Genomic DNA, 15,395 nt, shown 5'->3' on the forward strand with positions numbered 1-15,395 from the left:
TCAGACCTTCATCAATTCTGCTTCTTTCGCTGCAAGACGCTTATCAACTTCAGCAACATATTTGTCCGTAATTTTCTGGATATCATCAGCTGCACGGCGATCATCATCTTCAGAAATTTCTTTTTCTTTTAATAATGCCTTAATATCACTTAATACATCACGACGAATGTTACGGATCGCAATTTTCGCATTTTCAGCCTCTGCACGAGCAACCTTCTGCATATCACGACGAGTTTCTTCTGTAAGTGCTGGAAGAGGTACACGAATTGAGTCAGCAGTAATAGGATTTAATCCCAAGTCACTTTCACGAATCGCCTTATCAATTGCAGACACCATTGTACGTTCAAATGGCTGAACAATTAATGTGCGAGAGTCTTCAACACCTACGTTTGCAACTTGATTAAGCGGAACGTCAGAACCATAGTAAGGAACCATCACACCATTTAAAATAGATGGATGAGCACGCCCAGTACGAACCTTGGCAAAACCTTGCTCCAAAGATTCAAGCGTTTTCTGCATGCGCTGTTCGCTATCTTTTTTGAGATCGTTAATCATATGATCTTCCTTACTTATTCATGAGATATTACAAAAAAATTATGCGTAGTATAAAGAGCTTTCGAGCTCACGTACATTAGTTCGTAACGTGAGTCCCTTCTTTTTCGCCCATTACAACAGAAAGCAATGCGCCAGATTTGTTCATATCAAATACTTGTAATGGCACATTATGGTCACGACATAAGCAAATTGCGGTAAGATCCATAACACCAAGCTTTTCATCAAGCACTTGATCAAAAGTCAGATTGTCGTATTTTACAGCATCATCATATTTACTTGGATCTTTATTATATACACCATCTACTTTTGTTGCTTTCAAGATCAAATTCGCTTCAATCTCAATACCACGTAAGCAAGCTGCTGTATCTGTTGTAAAAAATGGATTACCAGTACCTGCAACAAAAACACAGACTTCACCCTGACTTAAATGGCGAATTGCATCACGACTAGAATATGGCTCAACAACCGTTCCTATTGATAATGCTGACATTAAGCGTGTTTTAATATTGCGACGAACCAATGCATCACGCATCGCCAAACCATTCATCACCGTTGCCAACATGCCCATTTGATCGCCTGTTACACGCCCAACCAAACCATCTTTTTGTAATTGGCTTCCGCGGTATAAGTTACCACCACCAACAACGATACCAACCTGCACACCTAGACCAACTAAGTGAGCAATTGAAAGCGACATTTGATCTAAAACTTGGGCATCAATACCCATATCTTTATTTCCTGCTAACGCTTCACCTGAGAGCTTTAGCAAAATTCGTGCATAACGTGGATTCTTAGACGTTGACATACTGTACTCCAAACCAACCAATCTCAAAAAATTATTCGTTATATATCATTCAACATTAAGTAGATTTAATCGCAATTAACTTTGCAAATAAATCATATTCATCTGCATCAGTAATTTCGACCTCAAGCAAGTTACCCGCTTGAATCACACTCTTATCAATATCTTCAACAAAAACATTACCATCAATCTCTGGTGCATCAGCATATGAACGTGCGACAGCAACAGGAAATTCTTCTTCCAGACTGTCAACAAGTACTGTCATTCTCTGACCAATACGTTTTTGCAGTTTTGCGGCAGATATTTCTTGCTGAACCTCCATAAAACGCTCATAACGCTCTTGCTTTATTTCTTCTGGTACATGATCTGGTAAATCATTTGCTGTAGCGCCCTCAACTGGTGAGTAGGTAAAGCAACCAACACGATCAAGCTGTGCCTCTTTCAACCAATCTAAGAGCATCTGAAAGTCTTCTTCTGTTTCACCTGGAAAGCCTACAACAAAAGTAGAACGGATCACCAATTCAGGGCATTTTTCACGCCACAATTTCAAACGTTCCAACGTATTTTCACTATGCGCTGGACGCTTCATTAATTTTAAAATGCGTGGACTAGCATGCTGGAAAGGAATATCTAAATATGGAAGGATTTTACCTTGCGCCATCAAATCAATGACAGCATCAACATGTGGATAAGGATAAACGTAATGTAAACGCACCCATATACCTAATTGACCTAGTGCCTCACACATATCATAGAATTTGGTTTTTACTGGCTGCCCATTCCAAAAATCTAATTTATATTTGGTATCCACACCATAAGCAGAAGTATCTTGAGAAATCACTAAAACTTCTTTGACACCTGCTCGCTTCAATGCTGCTGCTTCCTCTAATACAGAACCAACAGGACGAGATACGAGATCGCCACGCATACTTGGAATGATGCAGAATGTACAACGGTGATTACAGCCTTCAGAAATTTTTAAGTAAGCATAATGCTTCGGTGTTAAACGCACCCCTTGCTCAGGCACTAAATCAATAAATGGATTATGTTTTGGTGGTGCTGGCACATACTCATGCACAGCTTCCATCACATCTTGATATGCCGCAGCACCTGTTACTTTTAAAACATTTGGGTGCATTTGGCGGATTTTATCTTCGTCCTTACCAAGGCAACCTGTAACGATAACTCGACCATTTTCGTTCATGGCTTCGCCAATCGCATCTAAAGACTCTTGTACTGCAGATTCAATAAAACCACAGGTGTTAATCACAACCAAATCCGCACCATCATAATCTGATGCAACTTGATAACCTTCAGTCTTTAACTGAGTTAAAATTCGTTCAGAATCTACCAATGCCTTAGGACAACCTAAAGATACAAAACCGACTTTGGGGGTCTTCATGAATCTGCGCTCCACTTGAATCGGCGTATTGTATGTCTTTTCTTGGCTTACGCATAGCAGCAAAGACATCTCTTTGTGTAATGCACCAAAATACAACCAAAGTTTTGATAAAAATTTACACATGCACCACTTTGGAACATAATAAAATAATCAAATCATCCAATCTATGTGAAAAATACCGTATAAAAGGATGAACTCTTGAATAAACTATTGAAAATTAGTCAATACAAAGTTGGCGTGCATTTTGCATAACCTACATTTAAGACATTAATGGCTCTTCATCCAAATTGATATTTAATTGCGCCATTTTAAAACAGGACGATTCACAAATGGATCAACACAACACTATCGACTATCGACTATTGGTCGATAACTTAACAACTGCCATTTTATTGGTCGATAGTCAGCTTAATATTTTTTACTTAAATTCAGCTTGTGAAGCATTGTTTGATATCAGCTTACTACGCGCATCTGGTCAACCTGTACTAAATCTGCTCCACGCCCATGATGATCCATTTAATACCCATGAGGCTTTGTTAAATACTTTAAAAAGTGGACAACATTATACGCGCCGCGAAGCTGTTATTAATGTCAACTTTAAATCCATCCATGTTGATTATACAGTTTCACAGCTCAACACAAGTAAAAATCAGCCTACATTGCTGTTAATCGAGCTAAATCCAATTGATCGTATGTTGAAAATTTCGAAAGAAGAAAATCTAGTTCAACAGCATCAAGTAGCCCGCCAGCTTGTTCGCGGCGTAGCACATGAAATTAAAAATCCTTTAGCTGGAATCCGTGGTGCAACTCAACTGCTTGCACGTAGTTTAAATGATGACAGCTATCGTGAGTTTACAGACATTATTATCAATGAAGTAGATCGTCTCACTAATTTAGCCGACACGATGCTTGGTTCACGTCAACTCCCTAGCTATGAACATGTCAATGTGCATGAGCCATTGGAGCGCGTCCGCTCATTAATTACGAATCAAACCAAAAAGAAAATTAAGATTACTCGCGATTATGATCTTTCATTACCTGAAGTAATGGCTGATCGAGATCAACTTATTCAAGTCATGCTGAATATCAGTGTCAATGCTGTACAAGCAATGACTGAAAATAAAGATTTCTTTGTCGATTCTGAACCTGAACTGATTTTAAGGACTCGGATTCAAAGACTTGTCACAATTAATGGTGTGTTAAATCGTTCAACGATCCGAATCGATATTGAAGACAATGGACCAGGCGTACCAGAAAGTATTCTGGAATCCGTTTTTTATCCACTGGTCACAGGACGTGCTAAAGGCACGGGGCTGGGACTCAGTATTGCACAAAACATCATGCATCAACATAACGGAATGATCGAATGTCAATCCGTTGCTGGAAAAACTGTATTTAGCTTATATCTACCTTGGGAGTCAAACCATGTCACGAAATAAAATTTGGGTAATAGATGACGATCGTGCCATGCGTTGGGTACTTGAAAAAACATTCAAAGAAGAAGGTTTTGATGTCACCAACTTTGAAGAAGCACAAACCGCTCTTGAACGTCTACACGATGATGCGCCAGATGTCATTTTAACAGACATCCGCATGCCTGGAATTGATGGTTTAACATTCTTATCAAAAGTCAAAAACTCACATCCAGATTTACCTGTGATTATTATGACTGCACATTCAGATCTAGAATCTGCAGTATCAAGTTATCAAACAGGTGCTTTTGAATATTTACCAAAACCTTTTGATATTGATGAAGCATTAGCTTTGGTTAATCGAGCTATTTTACATATCAATAAATTGCAACAACAAGAGGCCACCAAAACCGCATCTCCATTGCAATCTACCGAAATTATTGGTGAATCACCAGCAATGCAAGAAGTATTTCGTGCGATTGGACGTTTATCTCAATCACACATCACTGTTTTAATTAATGGTGAATCAGGTACAGGTAAAGAGCTGGTTGCCCACGCGTTACACAAGCACTCGCCTCGTCGTGCCAAACCTTTTATTGCCTTAAATATGGCCGCTATTCCAAAAGACTTGATTGAAACTGAGTTGTTTGGACATGAAAAAGGCGCATTCACAGGGGCCAACACCCAACATCAAGGGCGATTTGAGCAAGCAAATGGTGGCACTTTGTTTCTTGATGAAATTGGCGATATGCCTTTTGAAACTCAAACACGTTTGCTGCGTGTTCTTGCTGATGGTGAGTTTTATCGTGTTGGTGGCCACATCCCTGTTAAAGTCGATGTGCGTATTGTTGCGGCGACACATCAAGACCTTGAAAAGCTTGTTAATGAAGGTCGTTTCCGTGAAGACTTATATCATCGTCTAAACGTCATTCGGATTCATATCCCAAAACTTGCTCATCGTAGCGAAGATATTCCTATGTTGGCACAGCATTTCTTGGCACGTGCTGGTAAAGAGCTTGGCGTAAGCCCTAAAATCTTGCGCACAGAAACAACTGATTATATGCAACAGTTGCCATGGCCAGGTAATGTCCGTCAACTAGAGAATACTTGTCGTTGGCTTACAGTCATGATTACGGGACGCGAAGTTTATCCAGAAGACTTACCAGCGGAACTAAAACAAGTCACCCCGAATAAAGCACTAAATGATGGAACAACGACAACCATTTCAAGCAACCCAAACATCGTTGAAAGAATTGCTGTACATCATTGGGATGAACTATTAAGTCAATGGGCAATCCAAAAACTTAAAAATGGTGAAATGAAGATTCTCGACATTGCAACCCCCATGTTTGAACGCACACTGATTACAGCTGCATTACAACAAACTCGAGGTCGAAAACGTCACGCAGCAGAGCTTTTAGGTTGGGGACGAAATACCCTGACACGCAAACTCAAAGAATTGGGTATGGATTCAACGGAAGATGATGATGACGAAGAAGTTCGTTCAGCCTAAGTAATAATCCCCCTCTAAAAAAGCGAGCTTCAAAATTAGCTCGCTTCTTTGTTCAACAACAAAAACACAACCACCAAGAAAACTCCATACAACACATAACACCATACAACACATATGGTTTTTGCTATAATGCTCACACCCAATCATCAATAGTACCGAATACTATGACAGATATTTGTTACCCAAACTGTGAGCAACCTCAAACTCGTCGTGGTCAAGAACGTCGTCTTGCATTACTGCTATGTGCAACCGATCTCTTTCTTGAAAAGGGTTATGATGATGTTTCTTTGGATGACATCGTAAGTCATGCTGGAGGCTCAAAAGCTTCTATATATAAATACTTTGGTAATAAAGAAGGACTCTTTACTGCGATTTGTGATTATCGAAGAGAGGTTTTTTTTAATGGTGTTTGTTTGCCATACTCTCCAGATTGTGTCAGCTTAAAAAATTATTTGACTCAAACACTTCAACGTTTTTACCACCACATCATCAAACCAGAAAATATTGCGTTTATGCGCATGTTTACTGAGCAATCACAGAAAGATACCCAACTAGCGAATTATTTCTACGATAAATGTGCGGTTAATATTCAAAACACAATTGCATGCGCACTACATCAAGCACATCTAAACAATGAAATCACCTGTATGCATCCTCATTTCTCAGCAACAATGTATTTTGGTATTTTACGTGACGTTGAATGGCGTATTCTAATGGGCTTAAAGGTCCAAGAAAATGATTTAGAAATCTTTGATTATATTCAATATTCTGTAGATCTATTTTTAAAAGCTCATCAAAAGGTCTAATTCTTTTGCATTTTTGAACACCTGTAGTATAGTATTCAATTCTTTTTTATTCACCACCCGTTAAACAACAATTAATTATTGTTTTTACTCAATAATTATTGTGGGAGTAGCTATGGCGCTTCGGCATTTTCTAACTTTACGTGACCTATCTTCTTTAGAACTGCAACGCATTTTAGATCGCGCACAAGAACTTAAACGCATGCAGCATAGCAATACGTTGTATCAACCATTTGCTGGTAAAGTTTTGGGAATGATTTTTGAGAAGTCGAGTACACGTACACGTATTTCTTTTGAAGCAGGTATTTGCCAGTTTGGTGGCAGTGCAATCTTCCTTTCCCCACGCGATACACAACTTGGTCGTGGTGAACCAATCGAAGATTCTGCTCGTGTTATCTCAAGCATGCTTGACATCGTCATGATTCGCACATTTGGTCATGATATTGTTGAACGCTTTGCATCCTATTCGAAAGTACCAGTGATCAATGGGCTCACTGATGACCATCACCCTTGCCAGCTCCTTGCAGACCTGCAAACTTTCCAAGAACATCGTGGCAGCATTGAAGGCAAAACAGTTGCTTGGATCGGTGATGGCAACAATATGTGTAATTCATATATTGAAGCTGCGCATATGATGGGCTTCAAACTCAAAATTGCCTCGCCTGAAGGCTACGAACCAAAACCAGAGTTTTTAGCTGAATTTGCAGATTGTGTTGAAGTCTTTAATAAAGCAGAAGATGCAGCTGTAAATGCTGACCTGATTGTCACCGACGTATGGGCAAGTATGGGACAAGAAGAAGAGCAAAAACTTCGTGAAAAAGCATTTGCAGACTTCCAAGTCAATGAGCAATTAATGGACCTCGCTCATCCTGATTGTTTATTTATGCATTGTTTGCCAGCACATCGTGGTGAAGAGATTTCAGAAAACATGTTAGATCACAAAAATGCGGTCGTTTGGGATGAAGCAGAAAACCGCTTACATGCACAGAAAGCATTGATGGAATTTCTACTTAATGAAAATATGAAAAAAGATTAAGCCTGTACTCGCTTACTTTAATTCTAAAAACAGCATCCTCGTGATGCTGTTTTTATTTATACGCTTAAATTGAACACTACAACAAAAACACTTATAGTAGTTTATCGACACGATTAAATGCTTGTGATAGCGTACATGATGACTTCATTAGAACAAACACTCACACAAATTCCTAGTTTTTCCTTAGTGCATGAACATCTGTTTACTTCAGCTCAGCCCTCAACTGAAGAATTGCAACTAATTAAAGAATATGGATGCAGCACTGTCATCAATCTCGCAACAAGTAAATCTGAAAATCATTTAGTTAAACAAGATCAAATCTGTTTAGATCTAGGTCTTAACTATATTCACATTCCTATTGACTGGGATGTACCCTGTTCAGAACAATGCCTACTTGTTTTAGATTTAATCGATCATCTTGTTCAGAATGAAGTAGTTTGGCTGCATTGTGCCAAGAATATGCGTGTGAGTAGCTTGATGTATCTCTATCGTCAATTTTATATGAATATTGATCTACCGACCGCGCAAGCGCTGTTACATGAAATCTGGGAACCTAATGAAACATGGACGGGTCTCATTCACAGTATTGCTCTACAACTCCAAGGTCGTAAAGCAACACAAGAGCTCCAACAATCCATGATCAATGCAGATCATTTTGCCTGATGTGAAAGCAGTACAATTGCACTCGCCAAAATACCTTCCTGACGACCAGTAAAACCTAGTTTTTCAGTGGTCGTCGCTTTAATACTAATCTGCGTAATATCCACATCTAATACATCAGCGATACTTTGGCGCATTTCTAAATTATGCGGTGCTAATTTCGGTCGTTCGCACGCAACTGTGATATCTGCATTATTTAAATGATAACCCCTATCTAAAATCAATTGATAAACATGTTTCAGTAAAACACGGCTATCTACCCCTTTATATTCAGGATCAGTATCTGGGAAATGCTGACCGATATCCCCTAAGGCAAGTGCCCCTAACAAAGCATCACACAGTGCATGTAGAATTACATCACCATCAGAATGTGCCTTCAAACCATGTGTATGCGGTATTTTAATGCCTGCCAAAGTAACAAACTGCCCGTCGTCAAAAGCATGTACATCAATGCCTTGACCAATTCGAATCTGAGCAACCATATGATTTTCCTTTTAGAATATACTGAACTGATCTTGAATTCAGGCTTTCTATTTCGCTATAGTACATTGAGCAAATTAGACTGAAAGTATAAGTGATTATGCTGTTGAACACTGTAAGAAATCAATTAAAGAAAACGGGCTGTGTTATCACATTGAGTTGTTTATGCTCAACATTTGCATTTGCTAAAGCAATCGATTGCTCAAATCATCATGCGGAACTTCAAAGGATATGTTCTAAACAATATGAAGAACAAAGATTTAAACTAAATGATAAGTTTTTAACAGCTTATTTAGTAACAGATGCACCTGTGCAACTTTTACATGCAACCCAAGAAATGTGGTTGCGTCAGCTACAACAATGCAAATCTAAAACGTGTTACTTACAACAGTTTGATGCTCGCATAGATGACTTGAACTTTTATACATCAATTAATCAAACACTTACGCAGCACTATCTAAAATATGAACACGGCGATCTAGCTAAGCAACCTGTGCACATCCAAATTCACCAACTCGATAAAGACCGCCTCAAAATCGAAGGAACTGCCTATCGCAGCCCAAACAATCGACTAGAAACACAAACGATGTCTTTACTGGCGTATAGTACATCTGATCAAAAGAACCAGATCATCGACAACGAGAAAAAATGCCAGTATCAATTTGACTTTCAACGTGCCCTATTAGTGGTCAGATCAGAACAAAAAGGTTGCGAACGCTTTACAGGTATTTATCGTTTATATGATTGAGCAAACCAAAAGCCGATGTTTAAACATCGGCTTTTTTTTTGAATTTTAGTTTGGAAACTTCTGTGAAATCTCTTCACTAATCAATACTGCTGTAGCAGCCGATAACGTCCATCCTAAATGACCATGCCCAGTATTATAGAATACGCGCGGCTGCTTTCCTTGTTTTACGACAGGCAACATATTCGGCATCATTGGACGCAAACCAGCCCAAGGCACAACATGTTCCGTTGAGATATCAAAGTTTTGATTTACCCAATTGATTAAAGGCTGAATCCGATCTGCACGAATATCACGATTATAGCCATTAAACTCAGCTGTCCCTGCGACGCGGAATCGATCTGCGCCTAATCGCGAGGTGACGATTTTGGCACTCTCATCCAACAAACTTACCCAAGGTGCATTTTTGACACTTTGCTCATCTTTAAGTTGAACCGTGATCGAATAGCCTTTCACAGGATAGACATTAACACTATCACCTAGTAGATCCGCCAATTGATAACTTCCCACGCCACCACACACCAATACGAGATCAGCTTCAATTTTAGTGTGGACATCCGATTCTGGATGCATATTTTCTGAACTGTTTTTACATTGAATAAGGACTTTGTCATGCAAACATTTGACATCCACAACATCCAAACCAAAGCGATATTTAACTCCATATTCTTGTGTTTTTTCTGCCAAACCCACTGAATACTTGTGAATATCTCCCGTTGCATCTCCAGCTGTGTAATATCCACCATAATAATCACCTGTCAAATTCGGCTCAATTGCCTTCATTTCCTCAGGTGTAATCGCATTCCGCTCTAACTTTCCTTCAACCAATACATCGTTGACCTTTTTCGCGATTTCAAAATCTTCTTTGGTATGATACATGTGCAGAATGCCACGTTTTTCCAAATCAAAAGAAATATTTTCTTTTTCTGCAATTTCAAATAAACGCTGTCTTGCCAATAAAGCTAGGCGTACGGTTTCAATGGTATTGGCTTTATAATCTTTGATATGAGTTAAAAACTCAATTAACCAACGATATTTGTGCAGACTGAATGATGGATTGAGCAATAATGGTGCATCTTTCTTGCTCATCCATTTGATACCCTTGAGCACCGTTGCCTTTTGATTCCAAACTTCAGCATTACACGCAGATAATTGCCCACCATTGGCGAAAGAGGTTTCCATTGCTGGAAATAGATGACGATCAATGACAGTGACTTGATAACCTAGCTTAATTAGTTCATAAGCAGACGTTACACCTGTAATCCCCGCACCAATGACAACAACATGTGGCATAGCAAACTCCTAGAAATGCAGAACATTCCTTAATGCATAAGCCCCATCTGTCATGGTACCTGAGAGTTTCGGCAGATGATTACCAATTAATCATTAAGCCTTCCCCTTCGGTGAGTGTATATCGTAGATCAGATTTTATAAATTTCTACAAATTGAGCACTGCTCTCCAGATTGTATGTCTATTATTACAGTCCTTCTGCCTGAGAGTTTCCGGGGTCGTTGCTCCTTCGGCGAGTTCAATGAAGAACCTCTCTCCCGCAATAATATTTATATCCCTTCTAAGCAATATATATGCCGTTTAAAAAAAAATCTATAAGAAAATCTTGTAAAAGTTTGTAGGTCAAATAGTAACGTCTAAATCAAACACAAAAAAGCAGACCAGTGGTCTGCTTTTAAAAGTTAAAACTTCGCTTGCAAAATTTGTTCAGAAAATTGTCCCTTCCAAAGCTCACGTAACGTTGGCAGATAAAATTTTTCACCAATCATCACTAGCTCTGCATCAATCAATGTATGGATCTCATGCATCAGAATATAATCCAAAGCAATCAAAGATAACTGTGGCTGTGTTTGGGCGATATGTTTACGTCGAACTTGTGCTTTTTTAACTAGTTCATTGGCAAAATTCTTATCTTTATATGTCGTAATCGCGCTTAAACGCAATTCGATAATCCCCCAACCCTCTAGTAGTTTTTTAAAAACCTCAAAATCTTTAGATGTTGCTTCCCAAGTTACATTTTCTAAATTATTGTCATCAGGCAAGACGGGTAACAATAAATCAGCTGTGCTTGGAAAAATTTTCTTTAAATTCAATAAAAACTTAACAGGATTTTCATGTGATAGACCAGAATATTGAATGTGGGTTTGGGTATCTGTTAAGAAAATATTAAGCATAATAAAACGTTGGTCTAGTCAATCAAACAGATATTGTACGCAGTTCACTTTATAAAAACCACTGATAAAAATAGCCTTTCCTCATGAGAAAAGACTACTTTGCACCACGAGATACTATTTACTATTTGGCGACACCATATTTTCTGGTTTCACCACTTCATCAAATTGTGCCTCAGTGACTAAACCAAGTTCAACCGCGACCTGTTTTAAGGTTTTATTTTCTTTATAAGCTGTTTTCGCGACTTTTGCTGAATTCTCGTAACCAATAACAGGGTTTAAAGCGGTTACCAACATTAAAGAGTTATGAAGGAAATAATCTATCTTCTCTCGATTTGGCTCAATACCAATTGCACAATGATCATTAAAACTATTACAAGCATCACCAAGCAGCTGAATAGATTGCAATAAGTTATACGCAATGACGGGCATAAACACATTTAACTCAAAATTGCCTGATGCTCCCGCCACATTGATTGTTGTATCATTCCCTAAGACCTGAGCCACAACCATCGTCATTGCTTCGCTTTGAGTTGGATTGACTTTTCCAGGCATGATACTTGAACCAGGTTCATTTTCTGGTATGCGAATCTCGCCAAATCCGCAGCGTGGGCCACTCGCTAGCCAGCGAATATCATTGGCAATTTTATTTAAACTTGCAGCTAATGTTTTCAAGGCGCCCGAAGCAAATACCGCAGCATCACGCCCAGCCAAAGCTTCAAACTTATTTGGTGCAGTCACAAATGGCAAGCCAGTTAATTCAGCTAATTGCGCTGCTGCTTTGACTGCATAATCTGGATGTGCGTTCAAGCCAGTGCCTACAGCTGTACCGCCTAGAGGAAGTTCATATAAACCCGCAAGTGCTTGATGCAAACGCTTTAAGCCATGCTCTAATTGAGAAACATAGCCGCTAAACTCTTGCCCTAAAGTTAAAGGTGTCGCATCTTGCAAGTGGGTCCGGCCAATCTTGACTATGTCGTTAAATTCTTCAGATTTACGCTGTAGAGTCTGTTTTAATTGCTCAACAGCAGGAATTAATAACTCATTGATTTGCAGACTTGCTGCCACATGAATCGCTGTTGGAAACGAGTCATTGGTTGATTGAGCACGATTGACATGATCATTTGGATGTACTGGCTTCTGCGCACCGAGTGTTTGACCTAATTTTTGGTTCGCAATATTGGCAATCACTTCATTACAGTTCATGTTACTTTGCGTACCTGAACCTGTTTGCCATACAACTAATGGGAATTGAGCATCCCATTGACCAGCGATCACTTCTTCAGCTGCATCAACAATATATTGGCTTAAATCTTCTGGGAGTTGTTTTAATTCTGCATTGGTGATAGCTGCGGCTTTTTTTACTAACCCCATTGCTCGAATCATCGCGCGTGGTAAACGCTCCTGACCTATTTTGAAGTTCTGTAAACTTCGTTGCGTTTGCGCACCCCACAAGGCTTCATTGGGAACTTCAATTTCACCCATCGTATCGTGTTCAATTCGCATTTGCATAAAACAACCTCTGCTCTATTTGGTTAAAGTTCTCACGGGCTGAAGCAAATAGATGCTTTGGCTAGCGAAATCAGAATCAATCCATGACGGATTTTTGATTAGCTTGACCATTATCGTAGAACAATCAAAATATGTAAATAAGAATCATTATCTAGTTTCCTTTTAGCGTATTGAGATAAAAACGCCACTCATCCTCTAACATTTGGGTCAAAGACCGCTTTGGTTCCCAATTAAGGACCTGCTTCGCCTTCTCAATATTTGCACCTAATCTTGCTAGCTCTTGATGTTGATAAACCGCAGGCTGAACACGTATCTCAGCTTGTGTAACTTTCGCAATTTCATCTAATAAGGTTTGGATCGAAGTCAATTGTTTATGTGCAAGGTTAAATGCTTCTAAGCAGCTATTTTGTGTTTCTAACCAATTCATCGTCATCATTACAGCTTCACAGACATCTAATACATGCAAGAAACTGCGCTCCACAGTTCCATCATCAGTTTCTGCTTGATTCTGTAAATCGATACATTCTCTTTGCAATGCTGCAACTTGTAATGCTAAAGGGACAATGTTTTTAGGTAATTGAACGACATACTCACCGAGTACTCCATGTTCAAATGCACCTACAATATTAGATAAACGTAGGTTTACGATTTTCCATTCATGGTCAACTTTATAGGTATCTGCAATAATATCTTCAACCATTTGCTGAGATCGGATATAAGGGTTCGGATAACTGTAATTAAACGCAGTCTCCTCTGAAAGCAATGCATCAGACTGTCCATAAACTGCAATACTGGACAAGTTCACGAGTTGTCGAACACCCATACGCTGCATCGCTCTGAGTAAACTCATAATACAACTTACATTATCATTGTAATATTCAAGCGGTTTTAAGGTAGATTCTTCAAGTGATTTAAAGCTAGCAGTATGTATGACGGTGTCGATGGAATATTGTTCAAACACTTTATTGAGCGCTGGCGTATTTCTGACATCTAATTTTGCAAATGGGATATACATCCCTGAAATATATTCAAGTCGTTCCAAGGTTTGTAACGTTGAATTCGCTAAATTATCGACAATAACAATCTCTTTTCCATGAGCCAGCAAACTCAAAGCAATATGTGAACCGATAAAGCCTAAACCACCTGTCACCAAAATCATTGTATAATTACCTTCTTTTTTAATTATGTCCGCATCATTCGCCTACATGACCGTGAATATTCAATGAGTACATTACTGCTAATTACCTCCGCACCAACTTCTGTCATGGCTTGGCATGCATTTGGTCTGGCACAAGCATTACACAATATGCGTGAAGAATTTCGTGTCTTCTTTTACCAAGATGGAGTTCAAGTTGCGAATGATTTACAGTGGTTTCCTGATGATCAGCGCAACCTAAAACAAGAATGGCAAAAGCTTGGCATTCGACTCCCTGTCTGTGTCAGTGCTGCCCTTGCCCGGGGTATCACCGATGCGAGCAATGCACAACGCCATTCTCTCCAACACCATAACTTAGCCCATGGCTTTGAGCTAGTCGGTCTTGGCGAACTTGCTGATGCAGTGCAAGATTGTTCTCGCTTAATTCAATTTTAGTTTAAGTTATTTAATAGAGTGTTGCTTTTAAAAGGTATATTGTGTGAAATCTGTACTCGTCATCCTAACGCAGCCCAATTTAACCAGTTTGCAAATCAACGAAAGTTTATCTGCAACTATGGTTTTAGCAACCTTTGGGATTTCTGTCAAAGTATTATTAAAAGATGCTGCACTCAGCTTACTCAATGATCAGCTTACTTTTGATTCTATTCAGCATGCCTTTAAAATTGCCTCAAATATGGTGGAAAGTTTCGAGTTTTATGATTTAACCCCCTTGTTCATCGAAACAAAAAATCAACAACTCGAGATTGTTCAGAACTCAGAACAAGAGATTGAGTTTATTGAACTCAATCCCGAGCTCATCCAATCATTTGATCACGTACTGTATTGGTAAGGAGCCATAATGAAAGAAGCTACACTTTTTTTGATTCAAGCCCCTTATCTTCATATTGAAAAAATATGCAAAGATTTAACACAAATGGCTCAGGCAAATGACCATATCGTTATGATGAGTGATGCTGTATTGGGTATCAATCATATGATCATTGAGACGTACCCTAATTTATATTGTTTAGAAAGTGACTCTGCTTTATTGAGTGATGACTTAAAAACACGTGTAAAGTGCATTGATTACGCTCAATTTGCTCAGCTTGCATTACAGTTTAAACGCTGTATTAGCTTGAAATAACATCTTTCAATTTGA

General features: G+C 39.0%; 17 protein-coding genes and 2 riboswitches. Of the genes, 9 read left to right on the forward strand and 8 right to left on the reverse strand.

Annotated elements, in window-relative coordinates:
* The 3 genes from frr to rimO all read right to left on the reverse strand — a co-directional run bounded on the left by frr (position 1) and on the right by rimO (position 2,759).
* On the reverse strand, positions 1-555 hold the full coding sequence (gene frr / locus F2A31_RS08470) for a ribosome recycling factor (RefSeq protein ID WP_150026023.1): 555 nt from the start codon (positions 553-555) through the stop codon (positions 1-3).
* Between the two features lie 76 nt (positions 556-631).
* Positions 632-1,360, reverse strand: coding sequence for a UMP kinase (gene pyrH / locus F2A31_RS08475; RefSeq protein WP_150026024.1), 729 nt, complete (start codon positions 1,358-1,360; stop codon positions 632-634).
* Between the two features lie 55 nt (positions 1,361-1,415).
* Complete coding sequence (gene rimO / locus F2A31_RS08480; RefSeq protein WP_150026025.1) at positions 1,416-2,759, reverse strand: 30S ribosomal protein S12 methylthiotransferase RimO; 1,344 nt, start codon at positions 2,757-2,759, stop codon at positions 1,416-1,418.
* Between the two features lie 329 nt (positions 2,760-3,088).
* Here rimO and glnL point away from each other — a divergent pair, with 329 nt between their 5' ends.
* From glnL to F2A31_RS08505, 5 genes are all read left to right on the forward strand, one after another.
* Complete coding sequence (gene glnL / locus F2A31_RS08485; protein ID WP_150026026.1) at positions 3,089-4,198, forward strand: nitrogen regulation protein NR(II); 1,110 nt, start codon at positions 3,089-3,091, stop codon at positions 4,196-4,198.
* The gene (gene glnG / locus F2A31_RS08490) at positions 4,185-5,684 is read left to right on the forward strand and encodes a nitrogen regulation protein NR(I) (RefSeq protein WP_150026027.1); all 1,500 of its coding nucleotides are present in this window, start codon (positions 4,185-4,187) and stop codon (positions 5,682-5,684) included. Before glnL ends, glnG begins: the two co-directional genes overlap by 14 nt.
* A gap of 164 nt (positions 5,685-5,848) precedes the next feature.
* Entirely contained in the window at positions 5,849-6,490 is a 642-nt protein-coding gene (locus F2A31_RS08495) for a TetR/AcrR family transcriptional regulator (RefSeq protein WP_150026028.1), read from the forward strand.
* 112 nt (positions 6,491-6,602) lie between these two features.
* Positions 6,603-7,523: an ornithine carbamoyltransferase gene (gene argF, locus F2A31_RS08500; RefSeq protein WP_150026029.1), complete on the forward strand. Its 921-nt coding sequence runs from the start codon at positions 6,603-6,605 to the stop codon at positions 7,521-7,523.
* A gap of 138 nt (positions 7,524-7,661) precedes the next feature.
* Positions 7,662-8,186: a protein tyrosine phosphatase family protein gene (locus F2A31_RS08505; RefSeq protein ID WP_017396745.1), complete on the forward strand. Its 525-nt coding sequence runs from the start codon at positions 7,662-7,664 to the stop codon at positions 8,184-8,186.
* Here F2A31_RS08505 and ispF read toward each other — a convergent pair.
* A complete protein-coding gene (gene ispF / locus F2A31_RS08510) occupies positions 8,174-8,665 on the reverse strand; it encodes a 2-C-methyl-D-erythritol 2,4-cyclodiphosphate synthase (RefSeq protein WP_150026030.1) in 492 nt (163 codons plus the stop codon). The genes F2A31_RS08505 and ispF overlap by 13 nt on opposite strands.
* A 98-nt stretch (positions 8,666-8,763) precedes the next feature.
* Here ispF and F2A31_RS08515 point away from each other — a divergent pair, with 98 nt between their 5' ends.
* Positions 8,764-9,411 carry an A1S_1983 family putative colistin resistance protein gene (locus F2A31_RS08515; RefSeq protein ID WP_150026031.1) on the forward strand — a complete coding sequence of 216 codons (648 nt, stop codon included), beginning with the start codon at positions 8,764-8,766 and terminating at the stop codon, positions 9,409-9,411.
* Positions 9,412-9,456: 45 nt separating this feature from the next.
* Here F2A31_RS08515 and F2A31_RS08520 read toward each other — a convergent pair whose 3' ends face one another.
* From F2A31_RS08520 to F2A31_RS08535, 4 genes are all read right to left on the reverse strand, one after another.
* Positions 9,457-10,701: a D-amino acid dehydrogenase gene (locus F2A31_RS08520; protein WP_150026032.1), complete on the reverse strand. Its 1,245-nt coding sequence runs from the start codon at positions 10,699-10,701 to the stop codon at positions 9,457-9,459.
* A gap of 37 nt (positions 10,702-10,738) precedes the next feature.
* Positions 10,739-10,878, reverse strand: a riboswitch (glycine riboswitch).
* A 1-nt stretch (position 10,879) separates the two neighbouring features.
* A riboswitch (glycine riboswitch) is annotated at positions 10,880-10,969 on the reverse strand.
* A 131-nt stretch (positions 10,970-11,100) separates the two neighbouring features.
* A complete protein-coding gene (locus F2A31_RS08525) occupies positions 11,101-11,592 on the reverse strand; it encodes a hypothetical protein (RefSeq protein ID WP_150026033.1) in 492 nt (163 codons plus the stop codon).
* 114 nt (positions 11,593-11,706) lie between these two features.
* Positions 11,707-13,101 (reverse strand): class II fumarate hydratase, encoded by a 1,395-nt coding sequence (gene fumC / locus F2A31_RS08530; protein WP_005090663.1) that lies wholly within the window; start codon positions 13,099-13,101, stop codon positions 11,707-11,709.
* A 151-nt stretch (positions 13,102-13,252) separates the two neighbouring features.
* Positions 13,253-14,260 carry an SDR family NAD(P)-dependent oxidoreductase gene (locus F2A31_RS08535; protein ID WP_150026034.1) on the reverse strand — a complete coding sequence of 336 codons (1,008 nt, stop codon included), beginning with the start codon at positions 14,258-14,260 and terminating at the stop codon, positions 13,253-13,255.
* Between the two features lie 63 nt (positions 14,261-14,323).
* Here F2A31_RS08535 and tusD point away from each other — a divergent pair, with 63 nt between their 5' ends.
* The 3 genes from tusD to F2A31_RS08550 are packed head-to-tail and all read left to right on the forward strand — an operon-like array spanning position 14,324 to position 15,380.
* Complete coding sequence (tusD, locus tag F2A31_RS08540) at positions 14,324-14,692, forward strand: sulfurtransferase complex subunit TusD (RefSeq protein WP_005080906.1); 369 nt, start codon at positions 14,324-14,326, stop codon at positions 14,690-14,692.
* Between the two features lie 43 nt (positions 14,693-14,735).
* Positions 14,736-15,086 carry a hypothetical protein gene (locus F2A31_RS08545; RefSeq protein WP_150026035.1) on the forward strand — a complete coding sequence of 117 codons (351 nt, stop codon included), beginning with the start codon at positions 14,736-14,738 and terminating at the stop codon, positions 15,084-15,086.
* Positions 15,087-15,095: 9 nt separating this feature from the next.
* Positions 15,096-15,380 carry a DsrH/TusB family sulfur metabolism protein gene (locus F2A31_RS08550; protein WP_005080909.1) on the forward strand — a complete coding sequence of 95 codons (285 nt, stop codon included), beginning with the start codon at positions 15,096-15,098 and terminating at the stop codon, positions 15,378-15,380.
* Positions 15,381-15,395 lie beyond the last annotated feature (15 nt).

Origin of the sequence: Acinetobacter suaedae (assembly GCF_008630915.1) — a bacterium.
Classification (GTDB): Bacteria; Pseudomonadota; Gammaproteobacteria; order Pseudomonadales; family Moraxellaceae; genus Acinetobacter; species Acinetobacter suaedae.

Coding starts and splice junctions, on each gene's coding strand:
- frr (WP_150026023.1), bottom strand. CDS start 555: ATGATTAACGATCTCAAAAAAGATAGCGAACAGCGCATGCAGAAAACG.
- pyrH (WP_150026024.1), bottom strand. CDS start 1,360: ATGTCAACGTCTAAGAATCCACGTTATGCACGAATTTTGCTAAAGCTC.
- rimO (WP_150026025.1), bottom strand. CDS start 2,759: ATGAAGACCCCCAAAGTCGGTTTTGTATCTTTAGGTTGTCCTAAGGCA.
- glnL (WP_150026026.1), top strand. CDS start 3,089: ATGGATCAACACAACACTATCGACTATCGACTATTGGTCGATAACTTA.
- glnG (WP_150026027.1), top strand. CDS start 4,185: ATGTCACGAAATAAAATTTGGGTAATAGATGACGATCGTGCCATGCGT.
- F2A31_RS08495 (WP_150026028.1), top strand. CDS start 5,849: ATGACAGATATTTGTTACCCAAACTGTGAGCAACCTCAAACTCGTCGT.
- argF (WP_150026029.1), top strand. CDS start 6,603: ATGGCGCTTCGGCATTTTCTAACTTTACGTGACCTATCTTCTTTAGAA.
- F2A31_RS08505 (WP_017396745.1), top strand. CDS start 7,662: ATGACTTCATTAGAACAAACACTCACACAAATTCCTAGTTTTTCCTTA.
- ispF (WP_150026030.1), bottom strand. CDS start 8,665: ATGGTTGCTCAGATTCGAATTGGTCAAGGCATTGATGTACATGCTTTT.
- F2A31_RS08515 (WP_150026031.1), top strand. CDS start 8,764: ATGCTGTTGAACACTGTAAGAAATCAATTAAAGAAAACGGGCTGTGTT.
- F2A31_RS08520 (WP_150026032.1), bottom strand. CDS start 10,701: ATGCCACATGTTGTTGTCATTGGTGCGGGGATTACAGGTGTAACGTCT.
- F2A31_RS08525 (WP_150026033.1), bottom strand. CDS start 11,592: ATGCTTAATATTTTCTTAACAGATACCCAAACCCACATTCAATATTCT.
- fumC (WP_005090663.1), bottom strand. CDS start 13,101: ATGCAAATGCGAATTGAACACGATACGATGGGTGAAATTGAAGTTCCC.
- F2A31_RS08535 (WP_150026034.1), bottom strand. CDS start 14,260: ATGATTTTGGTGACAGGTGGTTTAGGCTTTATCGGTTCACATATTGCT.
- tusD (WP_005080906.1), top strand. CDS start 14,324: ATGAGTACATTACTGCTAATTACCTCCGCACCAACTTCTGTCATGGCT.
- F2A31_RS08550 (WP_005080909.1), top strand. CDS start 15,096: ATGAAAGAAGCTACACTTTTTTTGATTCAAGCCCCTTATCTTCATATT.